The organism is Caballeronia sordidicola (genome assembly GCF_002220365.1).
Lineage (GTDB): Bacteria > Pseudomonadota > Gammaproteobacteria > Burkholderiales > Burkholderiaceae > Caballeronia > Caballeronia sordidicola_C.
This window is the reverse complement of the sequence record NZ_MTHB01000046.1, coordinates 46,947-67,288: the sequence shown is the minus strand read 5'-3', so window position 1 is coordinate 67,288 and position 20,342 is coordinate 46,947. Positions and strand designations below refer to the sequence as shown.

17 protein-coding genes are annotated in these 20,342 nt (G+C 61.9%); 13 read left to right on the top strand and 4 right to left on the bottom strand.

The genetic code is table 11. The features are described 5' to 3' along the window. The first annotated feature begins 156 nt into the window (after positions 1-156). Complete coding sequence (locus BSU04_RS07605) at positions 157-1,830, top strand: Na/Pi cotransporter family protein (protein WP_089160026.1); 1,674 nt, start codon at positions 157-159, stop codon at positions 1,828-1,830. A 4-nt stretch (positions 1,831-1,834) separates the two neighbouring features. Here BSU04_RS07605 and BSU04_RS07600 read toward each other — a convergent pair whose 3' ends face one another. Next, on the bottom strand, positions 1,835-2,605 hold the full coding sequence (locus BSU04_RS07600; RefSeq protein ID WP_089160025.1) for a DeoR/GlpR family DNA-binding transcription regulator: 771 nt from the start codon (positions 2,603-2,605) through the stop codon (positions 1,835-1,837). Between the two features lie 484 nt (positions 2,606-3,089). Here BSU04_RS07600 and BSU04_RS07595 point away from each other — a divergent pair, with 484 nt between their 5' ends. The 5 genes from BSU04_RS07595 to BSU04_RS07575 all read left to right on the top strand — a co-directional run bounded on the left by BSU04_RS07595 (position 3,090) and on the right by BSU04_RS07575 (position 8,059). Beyond that, positions 3,090-4,229, top strand: a complete 1,140-nt coding sequence (locus BSU04_RS07595; RefSeq protein WP_089160024.1) for an ABC transporter substrate-binding protein — start codon at positions 3,090-3,092, stop codon at positions 4,227-4,229. A gap of 233 nt (positions 4,230-4,462) precedes the next feature. Continuing rightward, the gene (locus BSU04_RS07590; protein ID WP_254074210.1) at positions 4,463-5,326 is read left to right on the top strand and encodes an ABC transporter permease; all 864 of its coding nucleotides are present in this window, start codon (positions 4,463-4,465) and stop codon (positions 5,324-5,326) included. Positions 5,327-5,412: 86 nt separating this feature from the next. Beyond that, entirely contained in the window at positions 5,413-6,168 is a 756-nt protein-coding gene (locus BSU04_RS07585) for an ABC transporter permease (protein ID WP_373452810.1), read from the top strand. Positions 6,169-6,182: 14 nt separating this feature from the next. Continuing rightward, the gene (locus BSU04_RS07580; protein ID WP_089160022.1) at positions 6,183-7,250 is read left to right on the top strand and encodes an ABC transporter ATP-binding protein; all 1,068 of its coding nucleotides are present in this window, start codon (positions 6,183-6,185) and stop codon (positions 7,248-7,250) included. A gap of 266 nt (positions 7,251-7,516) precedes the next feature. Beyond that, positions 7,517-8,059 (top strand): hypothetical protein, encoded by a 543-nt coding sequence (locus BSU04_RS07575; protein WP_089160021.1) that lies wholly within the window; start codon positions 7,517-7,519, stop codon positions 8,057-8,059. Positions 8,060-8,075: 16 nt separating this feature from the next. Here the strand turns inward: BSU04_RS07575 and BSU04_RS07570 are convergent, their stop codons facing one another. Next, positions 8,076-8,438, bottom strand: coding sequence for a hypothetical protein (locus BSU04_RS07570; RefSeq protein WP_089160020.1), 363 nt, complete (start codon positions 8,436-8,438; stop codon positions 8,076-8,078). Positions 8,439-8,784: 346 nt separating this feature from the next. Between BSU04_RS07570 and mprF the strand changes: the two genes are divergently transcribed. Both mprF and BSU04_RS07560 read left to right on the top strand, forming a co-directional pair. Then, complete coding sequence (gene mprF, locus BSU04_RS07565; protein WP_089160019.1) at positions 8,785-11,379, top strand: bifunctional lysylphosphatidylglycerol flippase/synthetase MprF; 2,595 nt, start codon at positions 8,785-8,787, stop codon at positions 11,377-11,379. Then, positions 11,367-12,638 carry a virulence factor family protein gene (locus BSU04_RS07560; protein WP_373452809.1) on the top strand — a complete coding sequence of 424 codons (1,272 nt, stop codon included), beginning with the start codon at positions 11,367-11,369 and terminating at the stop codon, positions 12,636-12,638. The genes mprF and BSU04_RS07560 overlap by 13 nt, the downstream gene beginning before the upstream one ends. Before the next feature lie 51 nt (positions 12,639-12,689). Here the strand turns inward: BSU04_RS07560 and BSU04_RS07555 are convergent, their stop codons facing one another. After that, a complete protein-coding gene (locus BSU04_RS07555) occupies positions 12,690-13,205 on the bottom strand; it encodes a DUF1993 domain-containing protein (RefSeq protein WP_089160018.1) in 516 nt (171 codons plus the stop codon). A 245-nt stretch (positions 13,206-13,450) separates the two neighbouring features. Between BSU04_RS07555 and BSU04_RS07550 the strand changes: the two genes are divergently transcribed. Then, positions 13,451-14,923 carry a M20 family metallopeptidase gene (locus BSU04_RS07550; RefSeq protein WP_089160017.1) on the top strand — a complete coding sequence of 491 codons (1,473 nt, stop codon included), beginning with the start codon at positions 13,451-13,453 and terminating at the stop codon, positions 14,921-14,923. 133 nt (positions 14,924-15,056) lie between these two features. Beyond that, entirely contained in the window at positions 15,057-16,151 is a 1,095-nt protein-coding gene (locus tag BSU04_RS07545; RefSeq protein ID WP_089160016.1) for a malate/lactate/ureidoglycolate dehydrogenase, read from the top strand. A 145-nt stretch (positions 16,152-16,296) separates the two neighbouring features. On the opposite strand, the gene BSU04_RS07540 is transcribed toward BSU04_RS07545, so the two are convergent. Further along, positions 16,297-17,199, bottom strand: coding sequence for an NAD-dependent epimerase/dehydratase family protein (locus tag BSU04_RS07540; protein WP_089160015.1), 903 nt, complete (start codon positions 17,197-17,199; stop codon positions 16,297-16,299). A 109-nt stretch (positions 17,200-17,308) separates the two neighbouring features. Here BSU04_RS07540 and BSU04_RS07535 point away from each other — a divergent pair, with 109 nt between their 5' ends. The 3 genes from BSU04_RS07535 (at position 17,309) to BSU04_RS07525 (ending at position 20,240) form a co-directional block, all read left to right on the top strand. Continuing rightward, positions 17,309-18,214, top strand: coding sequence for a LysR family transcriptional regulator (locus BSU04_RS07535; RefSeq protein WP_089160014.1), 906 nt, complete (start codon positions 17,309-17,311; stop codon positions 18,212-18,214). A 62-nt stretch (positions 18,215-18,276) separates the two neighbouring features. Continuing rightward, complete coding sequence (locus tag BSU04_RS07530) at positions 18,277-18,666, top strand: RidA family protein (protein WP_089160157.1); 390 nt, start codon at positions 18,277-18,279, stop codon at positions 18,664-18,666. Positions 18,667-18,785: 119 nt separating this feature from the next. Next, positions 18,786-20,240, top strand: coding sequence for an HdeD family acid-resistance protein (locus BSU04_RS07525; RefSeq protein ID WP_089160013.1), 1,455 nt, complete (start codon positions 18,786-18,788; stop codon positions 20,238-20,240). Positions 20,241-20,342: the final 102 nt, after the last annotated feature.

Sequence of the window (20,342 nt, the reverse complement as noted above, 5' to 3'; positions counted from 1 at the left end):
TGCGCCAGACCATACCGGCTGGCGCAGGTCGCCCAACACGATCGGATCCTAGCTCTAAATACCCAAAACTACAACAAAGCAAAATTGTACAACTTATTTGCGTGGCATCATTGCACGAATGGCAGTACAGTCGGAACGAACAACGGACGCGGCCTCATGTTGATTCTCTTGAATATTTTGTCGGGCGTGGCCTTGCTGGTATGGGGCACGCACATTGTCCGGACCGGCATCCTGCGGGTCTTCGGCGCCGAGTTGCGGCGCGTGCTGGGACGCAGTGCGAATAGCCGTTTCCGGGCATTCGGCGCGGGCTTGTGCGTGACAAGCCTGGTCCAGAGCAGCAACGCAACCGCCGTGCTGGCTTCGTCGTTCGCGGCGCAAGGACTGCTGCCGCTCGCGCCGGGACTGGCGATCATGCTCGGCGCGGACGTCGGCACGGCGCTGATGTCGCGCGTGCTCACGCTCGATCTCTCGTGGCTGTCGCCCATCCTGCTGCTGGGCGGAGTGATCGCATTCCTGTCGTTCAAACAAACGCGCACGGGCCAGGTGGGGCGCACGGTCATCGGGCTGGGCCTGATCCTGCTGGCCCTGCACCTGATCGTGGAGGCCGCGCAGCCCGTGATGCAGGGCGAGGGCGTGAAGATCATGTTCGGCGCGCTGACTGGCGACTCCATGCTCGATACGCTGGTAGGTGCGGCCTTCGCCATGATCTCCTACTCCAGTCTTGCAGCGGTCCTGCTGACTGCGACGCTGGCGTCGTCGGGCGTGATTTCGCTGAAGGTGGCTGTGTGCCTCGTGATCGGGGCGAACCTCGGCAGCGGCCTGCTGGCCGTGATCGGCACGCTGGGGCAAAACCCCGCCGGCCGGCGCCTCTCGCTCGGTAATGTGCTGTTCAAGCTGGCCGGCGCGTTGATCGTGCTGCCGTTCGCGCCGTGGATCGCGCAAGGGATTGGCGCGTTGATCCCGTATCCACGCGAGGCGGTGATCACATTCCATCTCGTCTACAACATGGTGCGCTGCGTCGCGTGCATGCCGCTGATCGATCCGGTCTCGCGCCTGTGTTACCGGCTGCTGCCGGACCGGCCCGAAGCGAACCCGGAACTTCGGCCGCTCTATCTTGATCCCGTCGCGCTCTCCACGCCCACGCTCGCACTGGCGAATGCAGCGCGCGAAGCGCTGAGGATCGGCGACATCATCCGGACGATGCTCGACAACCTGCTCGACTTGATGCGGGCCAACGACCCGGCCAAGGCGCGCTCGACCATCCGCATGGACGACGACGTCGATCAGCTCTATGCGGCTGTAAAGACCTATCTGGCGCGCATCTCACGCGAGCAACTTGACGAGTCTGATAGCCGCCGCTGGACCGACATCATTACGTTGACGATCAACCTGGAGCATGCGGGGGACATCATCGAGCGCGTGGTGACCAACATCCAGGAGAAGAAGATCATGCACCGGCTGGCGTTTTCGCCGGAGGGGTTGGGAGAGCTTGAAGACCTGCACTCTCGCGTGATCCTCAATCTTCAACTGGGCCTGAGCGTATTTCTCAATAGCGACTTGCGCAGCGCCGAGCGCTTGTTGGCAGAGAAGGAACGGTTCCGCGATCTCGAACGCAGTTACTCGTATGCACACCTGGACCGGCTTGCCGGGCAGAGCGCGCGCAGCATTGAGACCAGTGCGTTGCATCTCGACATCATCAGCGACCTCAAGCGGCTCAACTCGCTGTTCTGCTCGACGGCCTACCCGGTGCTCGACGCTGCCGGTGCGTTGCGCGACACACGGCTGCGCCGCCGTGTGCTCGACGCCACCTACGGTAACGACAGCGTTTGAAACGCTAGGCGAGAATGACTTGCGGCAGCTTCTTGCGCAATGACAGCAGCGCCGGACCTTCGGCGCCTTTCTTGTTGGTGATCAACGTATCTACGCGATTGATCGGGCAGAACGCAATCCTGCTGCACTGCCCGATCTTGCTGTAGTCGGCCAGGATCACTACCCGGTCAGCATGCGCGACCATGGCGCGGGCCACCTCGGTTTCAGCGTGATCGAAGTTGGTCGCACCATGCCGGTGGTCAATGGCGACGGGCGAGAGCAAGGCCACGTCGGCGCGGTATCTGAGGATCTCGGAGACGGTCGTGCCGCCCACCGTGGCAAATGCACGGTCGCTGATCGAGCCGCCGAGCAGGATGATCTCGTTACTCGAGTCGGTTTTTTCGCCGGTCGCCCGCATCTTCTGGGCGACGTCTATGGAGTTCGTGATGATGGTCAGGTTGGCCAGCTTGGCGAGTTCTTCAGCCAGGATGGCGGTGGTCGTGCCGGCATCGATGAACAAGGTTTGTCCACTGCTGACCAGGGCGGTCGCTGCCCGTGCAATGGCGTTCTTCGACTTGACGTGCGTATGGCTGCGCTCGGCGATCGGCGCTTCGTCAGCCGGGCGCGTCACGCCGCCGTGCACGCGCCGCAATTCACCCAGTGCTTCCAGATCCACCAGATCGCGCCGGACCGTCTCACGCGACACGCCGAGCTCGGCCATGATGCGTTCGGTCGACACGCGTTCAAGCGTGGCGAGCAGCGCACGAATTCTCTGATGACGATCTTCCTGCCACATGCTGTATTCCTGAGCGTTGAAGTCGAACGGGTACTAGTGAAAACGATTAGAGGCTGCATGACCGCTGATCCACTTCGGCAGCTTAAAGTCTTGTGAACGGACTATGTGTCGCCCGTGTGTCGCCAATATTAAATAGCTGCCGAGCGCCGCGTGTTACTCCAGTTACTCGAAAAACCAGCTGAAAGATTAACAAGAACTGGCGTTGCCGATGTTGTATTTTTTTGGATACTTGCGAATTTGGGTATTTGAACTTAGTCTCTTCGTCACACTCGCGGATAGTTCCCTTGGACCGTCGGCAGTGCCTGAAAATAGTCCTGGATTGCTGTCTTTTTCACCGTCGTCATTGTTCTTAAACATTTGGCCGCCAGAGTCGCGTGCGCGCCAGATGTGAGTGCGCATTAAAAACAAGTTTCGGACTATGCAGCATGCACGCAGCACGCAACTTTCCAAAAACGTAAGCACGCAGGCAGAGGATGGAATCACCATGAATCAAGACGGGTTGCGAGTGACCACCACATTTCGCCGCTTGGGCGGCAAGGCATCCATTACGGCAGCTATCGCCGCGCTGACCGCTGTGGCGGGGCAGGCCGTGGCGGCGCCGCCGGCGTCCCTTATCGCTGCGGCGAAGAAGGAAGGCCAGTTGACCACGATCGCATTGCCGCATGACTGGTGCGGTTATGGCGCGCTGATCGAGGGCTTCAAGGCGAAGTACGGCATCACGGTGAACGAGCTGAATCCGGATGCTGGTTCGGGTGACGAAGTCGAAGCCATCAAGGCGAACAAGGGCAACACGGGGCCGCAGGCGCCCGACGTGATCGACGTGGGTTTGTCGTTTGGACCGACGGCACAGGCCGCCGGCTTGCTGCAGCCTTACAAGGTGTCGACCTGGGCGTCAATTCCGGATTCGGCGAAGGAGAAGGACGGCTATTGGTACGGCGATTATTACGGCGTGCTGTCGTTTGAAGTGAACACTGACATGATCGACAAGGTCCCGTCGGACTGGGCCGATCTGCTTAAGCCCGACTATAAGAATGCCATTGCTCTCGCGGGCGACCCGCGCTCGGCTAACCAGGCCATTCAGGCTGTCTACGCCGCGGGGTTGTCGCAGAGCAAGGGCGACGCCTCGAAGGCCGGCGCCGCGGGCCTGAGCTTTTTCGGCACGCTGAACAAGAACGGCAACTTCGTGCCGGTGATCGGCAAGGCGGCGTCGCTGGCGCAGGGCACCACGCCGATCATCGTGCGCTGGGACTACAACGCGCTGTCGGATCGCGATACGCTGAAGGGCAATCCGAAGGTGTCGGTGGTCGTGCCGAAGACCGGTGTAGTGGCCGGCGTCTACGTGCAGGGCATCAGTGCTTACGCTCCGCACCCGAACGCCGCGAAGCTGTGGATGGAATACCTGTATTCGGACGAAGGCCAGATTGGCTGGCTCACCGGTTACTGCCATCCGATCCGCTTCAAGGACCTCGAAGCGAACAAGAAGATCCCGGCAGCGCTGCTCGCCAAACTGCCGCCGCCGTCGGCCTACAAGAACGTGGTGTTCCCGACGCTCGACGAGCAAAACGCTTCGAAGGCGCTCATTACGAAGCAGTGGGATCAGGTGGTCGGCGCCAACGTGAAGTAACTGCTTGATGTGATTACATGACGTAGTCACCTGCAGTAGTCACACGAAGTATCGTAGTGCACGGGTAGCCGGACTTGAGGTCCGGCTACCCTTCCGGCTCGCGCTTTGTGCCTGGTCCCGAGCGCGGCCTGTCAGTCAAGAGCGACATCATGAGCACTTCATCGAAGATCGCCTCGCCCATGTCCGGACATGAGGAGCGCGAGGAAAAGTCGAACCCGTCGCTCGGTCCCGGCATGAAGGCGGCGCGACGCGTGTCGCCCGCGTGGAATTATCTCGGCGTCTTACCGTTTTTCGCGTTTGCGGTCTTGTTCCTGCTGCTGCCGACCGCATGGTTGATGGTCGGTGCGTTCCAGGACCCGCAGGGCCATTTCACGCTTGAGAATTTTCGCCAATTGCTTCAGCCGAGCGTGCTCGACGCGTACTGGATCAGCTTCAAGGTCAGCGCTGCATCGGCACTGGGCGGTGGCGTGCTCGGGCTCCTGCTGGCCTGGGCCGCCGTGCAGGGCAAGCTGCCTGTGTGGATTCGCCCGACCCTGATGACATTCTCCGGCGTGGCGTCGAACTTCGCGGGCGTGCCGCTCGCGTTCGCGTTCATCTGCACGCTCGGGCGGGTCGGCCTCGTCACGGTGCTGCTGAAGAAGTATGTCGGCATCAACCTGTATTCTACGGGCTTCAGCGTGCTGAGCTTCACGGGGTTGACGCTGACCTACCTGTACTTCCAGATTCCGCTGATGGTTCTCATCATCACGCCCGCGCTCGACGGCCTGAAGCGCGAGTGGCGCGAAGCCTGCGATTGTCTGGGCGGCAGTGCTTACCACTACTGGATGTTTGTCGCGTTGCCGGTGCTCTGGCCGAGCGTGCTCGGCGCCACGCTGCTGCTGTTCGCCAATGCGTTCGGTGCGGTGGCAACGGCTTATGCGCTCACGGGCAGTTCGCTCAATATCGTGCCGATCGTGCTGTACGCGCAGATTCGCGGCGACGTGCTGCACAACGAAAATCTCGGTTATGCGCTCGCCCTCGGCATGGTCCTTGTGACCGGCTTGTCGAACGGCGGTTATATCTGGTTGCGCTCACGCGCTGAAAGGGGCCGTCGATGAGCACCGTCACCACAGTCACTCCCTCCCCGACGCCCACGCCGGACAACAAGGTCCGGGCCCAGACGCGGGCGGGCGCGTGGATCGCCATGGTCATCGGCGCGCTGTACTTCCTGCTGCCGCTGGCCGCAACCGTGGATTTCAGCCTGAAGATGCGTCGCGGTGAATACAGCTTCGATGCCTACCGTGTCGTGCTCACCGATCCGCATTTCCAGGCGTCGTTCGGCTACTCCATCATGATGGGCGTGTTCGCCATCGTGCTTGGGGTGTTGCTCGTTGTCCCGACCGCCTACTGGGTGCAGTTGCGCCTGCCGAAGCTGCGCCCGCTGATCGAGTTCATCACGCTGCTGCCGCTGGTGATACCGGCCATCGTGATCGTGTTCGGCTATCTGCATATCTACAACAGCAGTTCGTTCTTGCCGCTCACCGGCAACGAGCGCGCGACCGATTTCCTGCTGATCTGCGGGTATGTCACGTTGTGTTTGCCCTACATGTACCGCTCGGTGGATGCGGGCTTGCGCGCCGTCGATGTCCGCTCGCTGACCGAAGCTGCCGAATGCCTGGGCGCGAACTGGCCGACCATCCTCTTCAAGATCATCTTCCCGAACGTGCGTTCCGGGATCCTGTCGGGCGCATTCCTGACGTTCGCGGTGGTGATCGGCGAATTCACGTTGGCGAGCTTGCTCAACCGTCCGGCGTTCGGACCGTATTTGCAGTTGATCGGCGCGAACCGGGCGTATGAACCTTCGGCGCTCGCGATCATCGCGTTTGCTATTACGTGGGCCTCGATGGGGCTTATTCAGGTCTTCGGCTCGGCGCGCGCTCTCGCCGGACAAAAAATTTAAAGGGCAGGCTTGTCATGGCACTTCTCGAGATCGAAAACCTTTCCAAGACGTTCGGCACGAACACCGTGCTGCATCAGTTCGATATGCAAATCGAGCGCGGCGAATTCATCACCTTCCTTGGGCCGTCGGGTTGCGGCAAGACGACGGTGCTGCGCATGATCGCCGGCTTCGAAACGCCCACACGCGGCACGATCAAGCTTGCCGGGCGTGACGTCACCCACGTGCGCACGCGCCAACGCAAGGTGGGCATGGTGTTCCAGTCGTACGCGCTGTTTCCGAACATGACGGTGGCGGACAACATCGGCTTTGGGCTGAAGGTGTTGGGACGGCCGCAGACCGAGATCAAGGCGCGGGTGAAGGAAATGCTGGAGCTGATCAAGCTGCCTCACCTGGCTGAGCGGTATCCGTGGCAGATGTCCGGTGGCCAGCAGCAACGGGTGGCGCTTGCGCGCGCTCTTTCCAACAAACCGCAGGTACTGCTGCTTGACGAACCGCTGTCCGCCCTCGATGCCAAGATTCGTGTCTCATTGCGCGAGGATATTCGCAACTTGCAGCGCGAACTCGGCATTACGTCGATTTTCGTGACGCACGATCAGGAAGAGGCGCTGTCGATTTCCGACCGTATCGTGGTAATGAACGAGGGGCGCGTGGAGCAGATCGGCACGCCATCGGAAATTTATAACTTTCCGCGTACGCGGTTCGTGGCGTCGTTTGTCGGAACGTTGAACCTGTTGTCGGGGCAGGTGGTGGATCCGGCAAGCGGGAAGATCGTGGTCGGGGGCCAGGAATTGCGGACCTCGCACGCGCTCAATTCCTCCGATGCCGGCAAGCAGCGGATGCTCGCTGTGCGTCCGGAAGCAATTGTGCTGGAAGCGCCGGCGAACGGGCGCAATACGCTCGCGGCAACCGTGGAGGAAGTCAATTTCCTCGGCGCAGTAGTGCGGATCAGGACACGCGTGGATCAGTCCGTGATTTCGCTCGATGTATTCAACGACCCGAACCGGCGCTTGCCGGAACGCGGACAACCCGTGGCGCTCGGGTTCTCGCATGAGAATTTGCTGGTGCTGGAGGAGGGGGCTTGAGCGTTGGCTAGTTGGAGCGACTTCCGACAACGGGCGTCAGTTCGAAAGGCCGCTTTGCCTCGCGCAAGGCGGCCTTTTCGTTAAGCGAATCGGGGCCGTTCCGTTTCTCAGTTCTCTATCTCCGCGCCGCATCTAGGTGCGACACGACCTTTGTTTTTCGTGGACGCGTCGCCGTTGAGTATCTTTCCCAAACGCCACACAATCTCCGTCGGCATCTCAAAATGTTAAGGTAGTGCTCGGTTTATTTTGAGACGGACAGCAAAAGCGTGATTTTCACCACCCATCTGAAGGTTCTAGGCGTTTGCCTCGCCGCATCGATTCTTGTTTTTGGCGCCTGTGCGCCCTTGCCTCCGGACGGTAGCGCCAGCAGCGCGCTGCCTGCGTCCGCCCCCGTGCAGGCGGCGGCCAAACCGCAACCCCGCCCGAGACGGTCCGCCCAGGTCGATTCTTCCGGCGCGCCCGTCGCGCAAAGCATTGAAGTAGGTGGTCCCACCGGCTACCGAACCGATGTCGCCATTACGCCACCCAAGCAGGTATGTGATCTCGACGCCTTCGCCGACGGTGTCCAATACGGTTATGCCTACACGTGGAATCGCCTCGTGATGGAGCAGGCCCGCGAAGGCGGCAAGACTGCCGGCGCGCCCCAGCCCCAGTTCGATCCCTCAGCCATCCGTTTGCAGGACGAGCAGTACAAAATCGTGTGGAACGGCGACCAGCGGGTGAATGCGTGCGCGTCGGATGGTTATCTGATTGGGCGCATCGTGGGTACGCACCGGGCTTACACCGATCTGAAGGCCGGCGCGAGCTGATCCTTCGGTGCGACGTTTAGTCGCATTTGTGGGCGTCGGCCACGTAGGCTGACGCGCTTACGATATCGCCGTATATCGTATATCCCGTGCCGTTCGCCGACGGTTCCGCATCGATCAGCAACATGGTCTGCCCATTCGCGCCGTGTACGGCTATCACGTCGCCGTCCGCGTTCGGCGAGTATTCGCTGATCTTCAGCGGCCGTGTGGCCCATTTCGCCTTCACGCATGCAACGAACGGCAGCGCGGTGAGGTGCGACGTTCCCGAGCCGACCGGCACCGTCTTGATCAACGAATCGTATTGGGTCGCGCAGGCGCTCAAGGCGAGGACGGCGAAGGAGAAGGCGAAGGTCACAGCGGCGGCGAGGCGTTGCGTTTTCATACGGTAGAACCTTTTATCGATGATAAATGCGGCGCCCGAAGGCGGGCACCGGAGCCAAGATCCTAACCGCTCGCCCGATCAGGTGTGAAGAAAACGACCTGAACGGGCACAAAACCACTGCTGGACTCGTCCGAACGGCATAGACTCCCACACTTTTCTTAAGTCCCGTCAACCTAGGCCGTTATACAGCCGTTGCTAACCGTAACGTTCTATTCAGGGTTTTGAAATCTGAATGGGCGCCGGATAGACGCGCAACGGTCCGGCATTTGGCCGCCAGAACCAAGAACCAACAAAACGCCAACAAGCCGCAAGGCCAGAAGGCGTTGAAGCAAGTCCGGTAATCCGCATGTCTCGCAGAATTAGTGTCAGTTCAGTCCGTTTGCTGGAATCGCTGCTTCGTTTGCCGAAAGCGTGGCGATTGCAGCGTTTCACCGCGCCAGTTCTCGCGCTGGTTGTGTGCGCGTTGCTGCTGGTGGTTTTCCAGCATCTGTCGCACGCTGTCGACTATAAAACGGTCGTTCACCAATTACGCGCGCTTCGCTTCGAGGCGTGGGCCGGGGCACTTGCCGCTACCGTGCTGAGTTACGTGGCGTTGGCCGGCCGGGATGCCGTGGGCCTGCGCTACCTCGACGTCAAAGTGCCCCGTTCCGTGCTGTGGGTCGGGGCGACGGTCGCCTCCGCGCTCGGTAACGCTACCGGTTTCGGCGCGCTGACCGGCGGCGCCGTGCGCTGCCGCGTGTACGGCGTCGCGGGCGTCACGCCCGCGCAGGTCGGCCGCCTGACGGTGTTCACGAGCGTGACGCTGGCGCTCGCCCTGGTGCTGATGACGGCGATCGGCATGGTGTGCGCCGCCGATACCCTGGCCGCCATGCTGCACGCATCGCCGGATATCCTGCGAGTCAGCGGCGGCGCGGTCCTGGCCGGATTTGCGGCGATGATCGTGCTGTGCCGCACCACCTCCCGAACCCTGGAAACGCGCTGGAGCTGGCTCGCCTTCACCATTCCGGCGCGCCGCGACCTGGTTGCGCAACTCCTGCTCGCCGCGCTTGACGTATGCGCCGCCGCGCTCGCGCTGTGGGCCGTATTGCCGCACGCCCAGGTCGGCTTCGGCGAATTCCTCACGGTGTTCTCCGCTGCCATGCTGCTCGGCATGATCGGCCACACGCCCGGTGGCGTCGGCGTGTTCGAGGCAGCGATGGTGTTCGCGCTCGGCGATAGCGTGAAAACGCCCGAGATGCTGGCGGCGCTGCTGGCGTATCGCGCGATCTATTTCGGCCTGCCGCTGATCGCGGCCACGTTTGTGCTGGCAGCGTTCGAAGGCCGGGCGTTGAAAGGACGCTTCGCGTTTCTGAATCCATCGAATGTGTCGCAGCTTGCTCCGGTGTTCCTCAGCGTGGTGACCTTCGTGGTCGGCGGCATGCTTGTGATTTCCGGTGCAACGCCCGCGTTCGGCAAACGCATCGCGGTGCTGCAAGCCGTACTGCCGCTGTGGGTGCTCGAAAGCTCGCAACTGCTGGGTAGCGTGCTGGGCGTGGTTCTGCTGTTCGTTGCGCGCGGTTTGCTGCGCCGGCTTGACGCCGCCTGGTGGCTCGCCATCGCGCTCGCGGTGGCCAACCTGGCGCTGTCGATGGCCAAAGGCCTGGCGTTTGTCGAAACGGGCGTGCTCGCGCTGCTGATCGCGTTGCTGCTGGCGACCCGCGACCGCTTTAACCGGCGCTCGTCGCTGCTCGCCGAGCAGTTCACGGTGAGTTGGCTGGTGTCGGTTGCGATCGTGATCGGGCTGGCGGTCTGGATCATGTTGTTCGCTTTTCGCGATGTCAATTACAGCCGCGACCTCTGGTGGCAATTCGCCTTCGACGAACGCGCGCCGCGCGCATTGCGCGCGACGCTTGCGGCGGGCTTGTCCGCCGCGCTGTTCGCCGTGTGGCAGTTGCTGCGCCCGGCGGCCGGCCGGTTCGAAAAGCCCGCGCCGCAAGATCTGCTCGATGCCGCGCGCATTTTCCGCGCGCAGGAGCGCAGCGACGCCGGCCTCGCGATGATGGGCGACAAGAGTTTCCTGTTCTCGACCTCGCGCGAGGCGTTCCTGATGTACGCGAAACACGGCCGCACCTGGGCGGCGCTGCACGATCCGGTCGGGCCGCGCCGCGAATGGGCGGAACTGATCCGCCGGTTCGTGGAAATGGCGCATGCGCACAATGGCCGCGCCGCGTTCTACCAGGTTCGCGCCGACGCGTTGCCGCTGTACCTCGATGCTGGTCTTACGCTGATGAAACTCGGCGAGGAAGCCCACGTCGTTCTGGAGGATTTCGACCTGAAGGGCTCGCATCGCGCCCATTTGCGCTACGCGCTGAAGCGTGGCGAACGCGACGGTTTCGACGTGGAAGTCATCGATTCCCCACGCGTTCCTGAATGCATGCCGATCCTGCGCGAGATTTCCGATGCCTGGCTTGGAAGCCGCGAGGCGCGCGAAAAGAGCTTCTCGGTCGCGGCGTTCACCGACGATTACCTCGCCGCGCAGTCCGTGTTGCTGGTGCGCCAGGAAGGCAAGCCGGTGGCGTTCGTCACTTTCATGACGACCGATCTGAACACCGAGGCCACGGTCGGCGTGATGCGGCATCAGCCTGACGCGTCGCCGTACGCAATGGAGTATTTGTTCACGAAGCTCGCGCTCCATTTGAAGCAGGCCGGGTTCCAGACCTTGAGCCTGGGCATTGCGCCCTTGTCCGGCATGCAGCCGACACCGCTTGCTTCTCCGTGGCATCGGCTGGCTGGGTTGGTCTGGCGGTTCGGCGGGCGTTTCTATAATTTCCGGGGCTTGCGCGGTTTCAAGAGCAAGTTCCAGCCGCGTTGGGAGCCGCGCTATCTGGCGGCATCCGGCTCGGTCGGCGTGTTTTTCACGCTCGCAGATCTCTCGTTGCTGGCGGGAGGCTGGCGGTCATGACATTTTTCAGGAAGTTCGCGGTTGTTTCTTTGTTGTCTTTGCTATCGGTTTCAATGGCCCAAGCCGGCACCTTGCCGGGCGGCCGGTATGGCGACGTGACGTTCACGAAACCCGCCGGACCGATGCGCGGTTTCGTCGTGCTTTTCTCCGATAAAAACTGGACTGCTGCCGATACCCAGACCGCCGATGCATTGGCCAAAAACGGCGCAATGGTGGTGGGCGTGGACACGGCGCACTACGCGGCGAAGTTGCCGTTGCTGAAGGAGACTTGCCATAACCTGGTCGGCGATGCCGAATCGGTGAGCCATCAACTCGAACGCGAAGTGCAATCCAGCCGTTATTTCGCGCCCATCCTGATGGGCACGGGGCAGGGCGGCGTGCTGGCCACGGCGATCCTCGCCCAGGCGCCGGACAACACGGTGGCGGGCGCGCTCGCGTTGAATCCCGATTCTCAATTGGACGCGCGTTTCAACCTGTGCCCGCCCGATCCGACCATCACACATGCGAAGGGCCTCCCCGGTTTCTTCGATAAAACCACGCAGCCCGCCAGTGGCTCGCAGGCTGATGCGCTGCTCGCGCTCGCCATGCCGCATCTGAAGGCTGAGCAAATGCGCGACGAAGACGTATCGGATTTGCCGCTCATAGAATTGCCCGCCGCGCGCCCGACAAACCTGCTCGCCATCGTGATTTCCGGCGACGGTGGCTGGCGCGATCTCGACAAAACCGTCGCGGAGTCGTTGCAGAAGGATGGGGTGTCGGTGATCGGTATCGACAGCCTGCGTTATTTCTGGAGTGCGAAGACGCCCGAGCAGACAAGCCACGACCTTGCTCGTGTGATCCAGGCTTATAGCGCTCGCTGGCACTCGGAGCACGTCGCGCTGATCGGCTATTCGTTTGGCGCGGACGTGATGCCGTTCGCCTATAACCGGCTGCCGGATTCGGTGCGCGCGAAGGTGTCGTTTGTATCGTTGATGGGTTTTGCACCCGACGCCGATTTCCAGATTCGCGTCACGGGCTGGCTCGGCATGCCGGCGAGCAAGAATGCGTTGAAGGTACAGCCGGAACTGGCGAAACTGCCGCCGTCGATCGTTCAATGCATCTACGGCGCGGCCGAGCAAGATACGCTGTGTCCCGCGCTGACGCAGACCGGAATAGAAGTGGTGAAGACCACGGGGGATCACCACTTCGGCGGCGATTACAACGTGCTCGCACGTCGCATCCTGACTAGCTGGCAGAAACAGATCGCCGCGCGGACCTGAACCGGACGGCGGTCGCCTTTAATCGCTCGGCGCAAGCCAGGCGTCGACCGGTTACGCCGGTTGAAGTGGCCCGAGAAAATCGAGCTTTCCTACCGGTACGCCGAGGTGCCGGAGGATGTCGTAAGCCGTGACAATATGGAAGTAGAAGTTCGGCAGCCCGAACTGGAACAGATACTCTGCGCCGCTGAATTTCAGCTCGAAATCCTTTTGCTTGATGGTGACGACACGCGTGTCAGCCCCGCCAAACGTCGCGGCATCAATCCCTTTCAGATACGCCGTGGTCTTCACTATGCGCTCCCGCAGTTCCGCGAAGGTCGTTTCGGTATCGTCGAAACTGGGCGCGGCGACGCCTGACAGACGTAACGCCGATGCCTTCGATGTATCGCTTGCGCGCTGGATCTGAGCCGAGAACGGCAGCATGTCGTCGGCTAGCCTGGCGCTCGTTACGTCGATGTCGCTCAAGCCTTTTTCTTTCGCATGAGCGGCGGCTTTATCGAGCAGGGAAGCAAGCACGTCGAGGCTACGGATAAAAACGGGAACGGTCGCGCGATACATTGAAACGGACATGGTGAGGCTCCTGATTGATCGGGCCACAAGCATACCGGGGCGTCGCTCATAGCGCTTTTTCCGCCGCCCGGGCGCCGCGTTCGTCTCGCACGCACGTGCCTTTTTTCAAGCTCGCGAAATGGCTGCCGCGCTCGCTGCTAAAGGCGAAAAGGCGTGCGGCCGATATTCGGCTCATGAGAAACTGCGCATTCGAGTTAGCGCTAAACACGGCTATCATTGACATTTAAACGGCCGGGACGCCCGTCATGATCTCAGACGATCTTACTCAAGAAAAACAGCGCATCGACCAAATCGACCGTCAAGCACTGCGCGAATTCGTCGACCGGAAGTGGGACGACGAAATTCTCCCCGCACTCACGGACTACATCGCGGTGCCCGCCAAAAGCCCGATGTTCGATCTCGACTGGGTGCGCAACGGATTCATCGAACGCGTCATTACGGATGCCGCGCAATGGGCCGAGCGCCAACCCGTTCGCGGCCTCAAAGTGGAAATCATCCGCTTGCCCAATCGCACGCCCGTGATCTTTTTCGAAGCACCGGCTACGCGTTCGAACAGCAGCGACACCATCGTGCTTTATGGCCATCTCGACAAACAGCCCGAGTTCGACGGCTGGCGTCGTGACCTCGGGCCGTGGTCGCCGAAATACGAAGACGGCAAGCTCTACGGACGCGGCGGCGCGGACGACGGATATGCCACGTACGCGTCGATCAGCGCGATCGCCGCGCTGGACGCGCAAGGCGTTGAACGGCCGCGCTGTGTCGGCATTATCGAAACATGTGAAGAATCGGGCAGCTTTGACTTGCTGCCCTATATAGATGCGTTGCGTGAACGGCTCGGCAACGTAAGCCTGGTGATCTGCCTCGATTCCGGGGCGGGCAACTACGATCAGCTCTGGCTGACAACGTCGCTGCGTGGCCTGGTGGCGGGCGACCTGGAAGTCCAGGTGCTCGACGAAGGCATTCACTCGGGTACGAATGGCGGCATTGCGCCATCCACGTTTCGGATCATGCGCAGGCTGCTGGAACGGCTGGAAGATTCGAGCACGGGCAACCTGCTGCCGAAGGGTTTTCACTGCGATATCCCACCGCGCCGTTTGAGCGAAGCGGAAGCAACGGCACGCATTCTCGGCGAGGACGTATGGAAAAAGCTGCCGTGGACCTGCGGCCAGAATGGCGGCACGGTGTTGCCCGTCACGACGGACCCGCGTCAAGCGCTGCTCGATTCCACCTGGCGGCCGTCGTTGGCCGTGACTGGGGCGGAAGGGTTGCCGTCCCTGATCAATGCGGGCAACGTGCTGCGCCCGCGTACCGCGTTCAAGTTGTCGCTGCGCCTGCCGCCGCTCGTCGAAGCCACGAAGGCGCTTGCGGAACTCAAGGCCATGCTCGAAGCCGATCCGCCCTACAACGCGAAGGTCACGTTCAAGCCCGAGCGGGGCGAAGCGACGGGCTGGAGCGCGCCCGAACTATCGCCGTGGCTGGGTGATGCGCTGAACGACGCGTCGCGCCGGCATTTCGGCGCGGATGTCGCGTTCCTCGGCCAGGGCGGTACCATTCCATTGATGAGTACGTTGCAAGAAGGCTTTCCGCGTTCGCAGTTCATGGTATGCGGCGTGCTGGGACCGAGGTCGAACGCGCACGGGCCGAATGAGTTCCTGCATGTGCCCTTCGCGAAGAAACTCACCGCGACAGTAGCCGAGGTGATCGCGGCGACGCCTTGATGGCGGGGGACCCGACCCTGACTTTCAGACGGCGCGCAACTTTTGCGCGCCGTTTTATTTGGACGGTACGGTGATGAACCGGCCTGCCGTGAACATCAAGTGCAGTCCTTTTCTTATCAGGAGACGCAGTCGCATGAGCACTGAAACCACGCGTGAATCGCGCATCGCCCCGGATACCTTGCACGCCTTCGTCAGCGCGATATGGACCCACGCCGGCAGCACGCCGCGTGAAGCTGAACTCGTCGCCGATCATCTGGTGATGGCGAATCTGTCGGGGCACGATTCGCACGGCGTCGGTATGATTCCGCGATATATGGCGTCGCTCGCGGACAACGAATTGCAGCTCAATACGCATGCTGAAATTGTCCGCGATGTCGGCGCGGTGCTGACTATCGACGGTCGTAAGGGTTTCGGCCAGGTCGTGGCGTACGAGGCGATGGAGCACGGCATCGCGCGGGCGAAAAAGCTCGGCGTGTGTGCGGTTGGCTTGCGCAATGCGCATCACATTGGACGCATCGGGCATTGGGCCGAACAGTGCGCGGCGGCGGGTCTCGTGTCGTTTCACTTCGTCAATGTGGCGGGTGATCCACTGGTTGCGCCGTTTGGCGGGATCGACCGGCGCTTCGGCACGAACCCCTTTTGCGCCGCGTTTCCGCGCGAAGGCAATACGCCGCTGGTGCTCGACTTCGCGACGGCGGGGATTGCCTACGGCAAGACGCGCGTGGCTTATAACAAGGGTGTGAAGGTCGCGCCGGGTTACCTGATCGACCACGCGGGCGTGCCGACTATCGAACCGAAGGTGATGCACGAAGCACCGTTCGGTTCGCTGACGGCGATGGGCGCGCACAAAGGATACGGCCTCGCCGCCATGTGCGAGATTTTCGGCGGTGCGCTGTCGGGCGGTTTCACCACCCATGCAGACACGCTGGGCACGACCAACGCGATCATCAATTGCATGACATCGGTGATCGTGGACCCGAATGCCTTCGATGCCCCCAACGCGCAGGCCGAAGCCGATGCGTTCGTCGAGTGGGTGAAGGCGTCGCCACTCGCGGCCGGTACGGACAGGATCATGGTGCCGGGCGAGCCGGAACAGGCGCGGCGGGCCGATCTCAACGCGAACGGTATTCCCGTCGATCCCACCACGTGGCAGCAAATCCGCGCTGCCGCCGTGCAATCAGGCATGCCGACGGGCAAGGTCGACGAGTTCGTGCAAGCGTTGAAGTGAGACTGGAGCGTTGTTTCGCGCAAGCTGCATGGCTTCAGAATGGCCGCGCGAGCGAGGGTTGCATGGCCACTGCCGCCAGCACGATGTAACGCGCGCGGGCTGGACGTTGGCGTCCAGCCTCGCACATGCAGCGTAGAAACGCGGGTCAGTTCGTTTGCATCATCTCGTTGCTGATCCAGTCGGTCACCGACGTCCGCTTCGGCGTCCATCCCAGCAATTCCCGCGCATGCTTGCCACGTACCCGGCTATTCGATCCCAGCCCGTACGATGCCATTTCGTAGCCCCATTCCTTCTTGGCTTCTTCGAGCGGCCAGTCTTGCGGCGCGCCGAGGCCGAGCACCTTGGCCATTGCCGTCGTCATATCGCGGAAGGCCGCTTCGCCGCTTTCGACGAAATAGAACGTACCAGCAGGCGACTTTTCAAGCGCACGAGCGTATAGGTCAGCCACATCGTCGATATGCACGTTCGACCAGATATTGCGCCCCGGTCCCACATGCCGCACGATGCCGCTCTTTTTCGCCTGCGCCAGCAAACGCGGCAACTGCACGCTTTTCGCGTTGGCCATCGCGCCGTGGCCGTAAATCAGCGTATTGCACAGCACGGAGGCGCGCACGCCGCGTTTGGCTGCGTCGAGCACGAGGTTGTCGATGGCGACTCGCGCGGCTTTATCGGCGGTGGGTTCGGGCAGCTTGTCCTCGTAGTAGATCGCGTCCGATCCTTCACCGCCGGATGCATCGCCGACAATGCTGGAGCCGCTCGTGTGAAGCAGCGGTTTGTTCGAGCCCGCAAGCCCTTCGATCAGCGCCTCGGCCGCGCCGCGATGGTCGCTGCTGGCGGCATTGATGACGCCATCGGCTGCTTTCGCCTGCGCGATCAGTAACGCCCGATCGTCCAGGCTGCCGATCACGGGTTCAATTCCCAGCGCCTTGAGTTCGTCCGCCTGTTCCGGGCGACGGATGAGGCCGTTGACCTGATGGCCGTCGCGAACCAGACGCGCCGCAATTGAACCACCGATAAATCCGCCTGCGCCAGTTACAAAAATCTTCATTTTCGTTCTCCTTCCCATTGAGTCGATGCATGCAGTATCCCCGTCTTCGACTTTCGCAAAAACAGTGTTAGTCTCAAATAAATATTGACTAAAAATCAACAATGGTTAGATGAAAACGACGACTGAGGAACTGCTGGCGTTCGTGACAGTGATCGATAGCGGCTCGATCACGGCGGCCGCCGAGGCATTGCAGCAAACCGTCTCCGGCGTGAGCCGGGCGTTGACGCGGCTGGAGCGCAAGCTCGACGCTACGCTGGTGCGGCGTACTACGCGCCGTTTGCAACTCACCGACGAAGGCGAGCTTTTCCTCGCGCGAGCCCGCGTCATCCTCGCCGCAATGGAAGATGCGGAGGAGTCGATTGCTCGCCAACGTGAGCGGCCGGCGGGGCGTCTGCGGGTGGATGCGGCGTCGCCGTTCGTGCTGCATTGCATCGTGCCGCACGTGCAGGCGTTCGCCGCTGCGTATCCGGAGATCGTGCTGGAACTGAGCAGCAATGAGCGGATTGTCGACTTGATGGAACAACGCGTGGATATCGCGATCCGGATTGGCGCGCTGCAGGATTCCACGTTGCACGCGCGCTCGCTCGGCAGCAGCCGGCTGCGAATTCTGGCGAGTCCCGCGTATCTCGCGGAACGCGGGGAGCCGCGCACGGTGGCGCAATTGCGGCGGCATCGGCTGATCGGTTTTACGGCGCCCGAGAGTTTGAATGACTGGCCGTTGATCGATGACGATTCCGAAAACCGGGACGCGGGCGCGCGCTTTAGGATCGTGCCGGAAATCGCCGCATCGAGTGGCGAGACCATGCGGCAACTTGCGCTGGCGGGCGGCGGAGTCGTGTGCCTCGCCGCGTACATGACCAGCGCTGACGTGGCCAGCGGACGCCTGCAAACCGTGATGGACCCGGTTTTGCTCGATGTTCGGCAACCGATCAGCGCGGTGTTCTACCAGAGCGCGTCAATGGCGGGACGGGCGAAAGCCTTCCTCGATTTCATCGCCGCACGGTTGGTGCTTTGAAGCGCGCGACGTATGCTGCCGGTTGCGCTTTTCCGATTCTTGAACCATTCGTGAACACTTATATGCCCATCGAACTCATCAACGCTCCGGGTCTTCCGGTTCCCGCAGGGCATTACAGCCACGCAACCCGCGCGGGTAATCTCGTTTGCGTGTCGGGCCAGCTGCCGATGCGTCCAGACGGCACGCATACCGGCGACTTGCCGTTCGAAAAACAGGCCCAGCAGGCGCTGGACAATGTCGGCACGGTGCTGGCGGGGGCTGGCGCGGGGTTGAAGGACGTGATCGAAGTGACGGTCTACCTGGTTGGCGTGGATCACTGGAAAACTTTCAACGAGATCTACGCGCGCCATTTCGGCGACTGGAAACCCGCGCGGGCGGTTGTTCCCGTAGGCGCGCTGCATTATGGTTATCTGCTGGAAATCGCGGCGCGGGCCTGGGTGGAATCGGCTTGAGTGGTTTTTTGCGTGAGTGGTCAGTGTCGACAGGGGCGAGCGCACAGGCGTTCTAATCCCGTTGGCGTAAAGCGGCAGCGCTTTTATCATGGCGAGGTCGCGTCCTCACAGGTGACGTCATGATCCAACTCGTGCTGTTTCTGCTGGGCGTGGACTACTTGCGCCGCCGTTGGCTTACGCTGGCCGTGGCGGGCGGCATTTGGCTCGTGATCGGGGTGTCGGTGTTTATCGATGCCCTCGATGGCGTTTTGTATTTTCCTATCCACGTCTTCGCCTGGCTGCTGCTCATCGAGGGTCTCGCGACCCTCGCTGTTGCCCGGATGGGTGTGGGCGGCCAGCGCACGCTTCGTTACGTGAAAGGTGGCGCGTTCACGCTCGCCGCGCTGCTGATCATGGCGGGCAATCATCACGGCAACTTCGTGCTTTCGATGATTTTCGGCACGCTTTTTCTCGCCGATGGCTTGCTGCAGAGCGTGTCGGCTGTTGTGGTGCGTTATAGCCGATGGAGGATCGTGCTGGCGCTCGCGATTGTCGAAATCCTGCTCGCGATCTTTTTCTTCGAACCGTACCCGACCCACTATGTAGGCACGGCGCCTTACGCAATCGGGCTTGGACTCGCGTTCGGCGGTTGGAACATGCTGTGGATCGCCTTTCGCGTACGCCGCATGGAAAGCCTGCCGCCTGAAAACGAGAAGGCGCTGGCGCTGTCCGACGACGTAATCGCCGATCCTACCCTGGCTGATAAGTCCGCAACGGCAAAGGCCGCTGCGGGCGCGGTGGCAACCGAGGCCGACAGCCCGTTCGAGTGGGACGGACCTCCGGCCGCGGATGAAAAAGCGCTCACCGTGCATGTGTGGACGCCTGTCGGGTCCGCGCGGGCGCAGGCCAACCGGCGGCTGATCGTGGACCGCTACATTGCCGCCGTCGATGCGAACGGTGTCATCTCGACGGGCCACGCGGCGCTTGAGTCACCCGAGGGTATTTACATCAGCCTGTATCCGGGCGTGGAACTCGACCGTTCGCCGGACGAATTCGGGCGCATCTTGCGTGCGACTCGCGAGAACAATGTGCCGGGCACATTCCAGCCAGACTACGCGACGGAATCGAAGGCATGGTGCGAATCCACGACCCGCGTGCGTATTCGCAATTACCGTCCGGATCGGTTGAAGGCGTTTTGGGAGAAATATCGGCAGGATCCGACCTATAACCTCACTTACCGGAATTGTTCGAGCACTGTTTCCAAGGCGCTGGAAGCGGCACTCGAAGGGTCGGTGGGCACCTTTCACGGCCGTGATACGGGTTGGCGCGCGTTCCTGCGCCTGATCGTTACGCCGGAGCTGTGGGTCGCCGCGCAGATCCGCAAGCGAGCGGCCACCATGGCCTGGACCCCGGGCCTGACGCTCGACTACGCGCGGGCGCTGAGCATGCTGGCCGATCCCCGGCCGTTTGGCTATCTCAAGATGGCGCGGCTCGCGGTGCGCAAGATGCTGCGCTCGCGGCGCGAATGGCGGCAGGAAGCGTCCGATGCCGCCGACGCCCGCGCGGGCCGGATGGACAGCTCGAGTGCTTCGTAGGTCCTGTTCGCCGTCGCTGTGCAACTTCCCGGTGCACCGCCGGCATTAATTGGCGGGAGCGCCCGTTCGCTAGTTGTTGTTGCGGCGGCCCAACTTATTGCT

Coding starts and splice junctions, on each gene's coding strand:
- BSU04_RS07605 (WP_089160026.1), top strand. CDS start 157: ATGTTGATTCTCTTGAATATTTTGTCGGGCGTGGCCTTGCTGGTATGG.
- BSU04_RS07600 (WP_089160025.1), bottom strand. CDS start 2,605: ATGTGGCAGGAAGATCGTCATCAGAGAATTCGTGCGCTGCTCGCCACG.
- BSU04_RS07595 (WP_089160024.1), top strand. CDS start 3,090: ATGAATCAAGACGGGTTGCGAGTGACCACCACATTTCGCCGCTTGGGC.
- BSU04_RS07590 (WP_254074210.1), top strand. CDS start 4,463: ATGAAGGCGGCGCGACGCGTGTCGCCCGCGTGGAATTATCTCGGCGTC.
- BSU04_RS07585 (WP_373452810.1), top strand. CDS start 5,413: ATGGTCATCGGCGCGCTGTACTTCCTGCTGCCGCTGGCCGCAACCGTG.
- BSU04_RS07580 (WP_089160022.1), top strand. CDS start 6,183: ATGGCACTTCTCGAGATCGAAAACCTTTCCAAGACGTTCGGCACGAAC.
- BSU04_RS07570 (WP_089160020.1), bottom strand. CDS start 8,438: ATGAAAACGCAACGCCTCGCCGCCGCTGTGACCTTCGCCTTCTCCTTC.
- mprF (WP_089160019.1), top strand. CDS start 8,785: ATGTCTCGCAGAATTAGTGTCAGTTCAGTCCGTTTGCTGGAATCGCTG.
- BSU04_RS07555 (WP_089160018.1), bottom strand. CDS start 13,205: ATGTCCGTTTCAATGTATCGCGCGACCGTTCCCGTTTTTATCCGTAGC.
- BSU04_RS07550 (WP_089160017.1), top strand. CDS start 13,451: ATGATCTCAGACGATCTTACTCAAGAAAAACAGCGCATCGACCAAATC.
- BSU04_RS07545 (WP_089160016.1), top strand. CDS start 15,057: ATGAGCACTGAAACCACGCGTGAATCGCGCATCGCCCCGGATACCTTG.
- BSU04_RS07540 (WP_089160015.1), bottom strand. CDS start 17,199: ATGAAGATTTTTGTAACTGGCGCAGGCGGATTTATCGGTGGTTCAATT.
- BSU04_RS07535 (WP_089160014.1), top strand. CDS start 17,309: ATGAAAACGACGACTGAGGAACTGCTGGCGTTCGTGACAGTGATCGAT.
- BSU04_RS07530 (WP_089160157.1), top strand. CDS start 18,277: ATGCCCATCGAACTCATCAACGCTCCGGGTCTTCCGGTTCCCGCAGGG.
- BSU04_RS07525 (WP_089160013.1), top strand. CDS start 18,786: ATGATCCAACTCGTGCTGTTTCTGCTGGGCGTGGACTACTTGCGCCGC.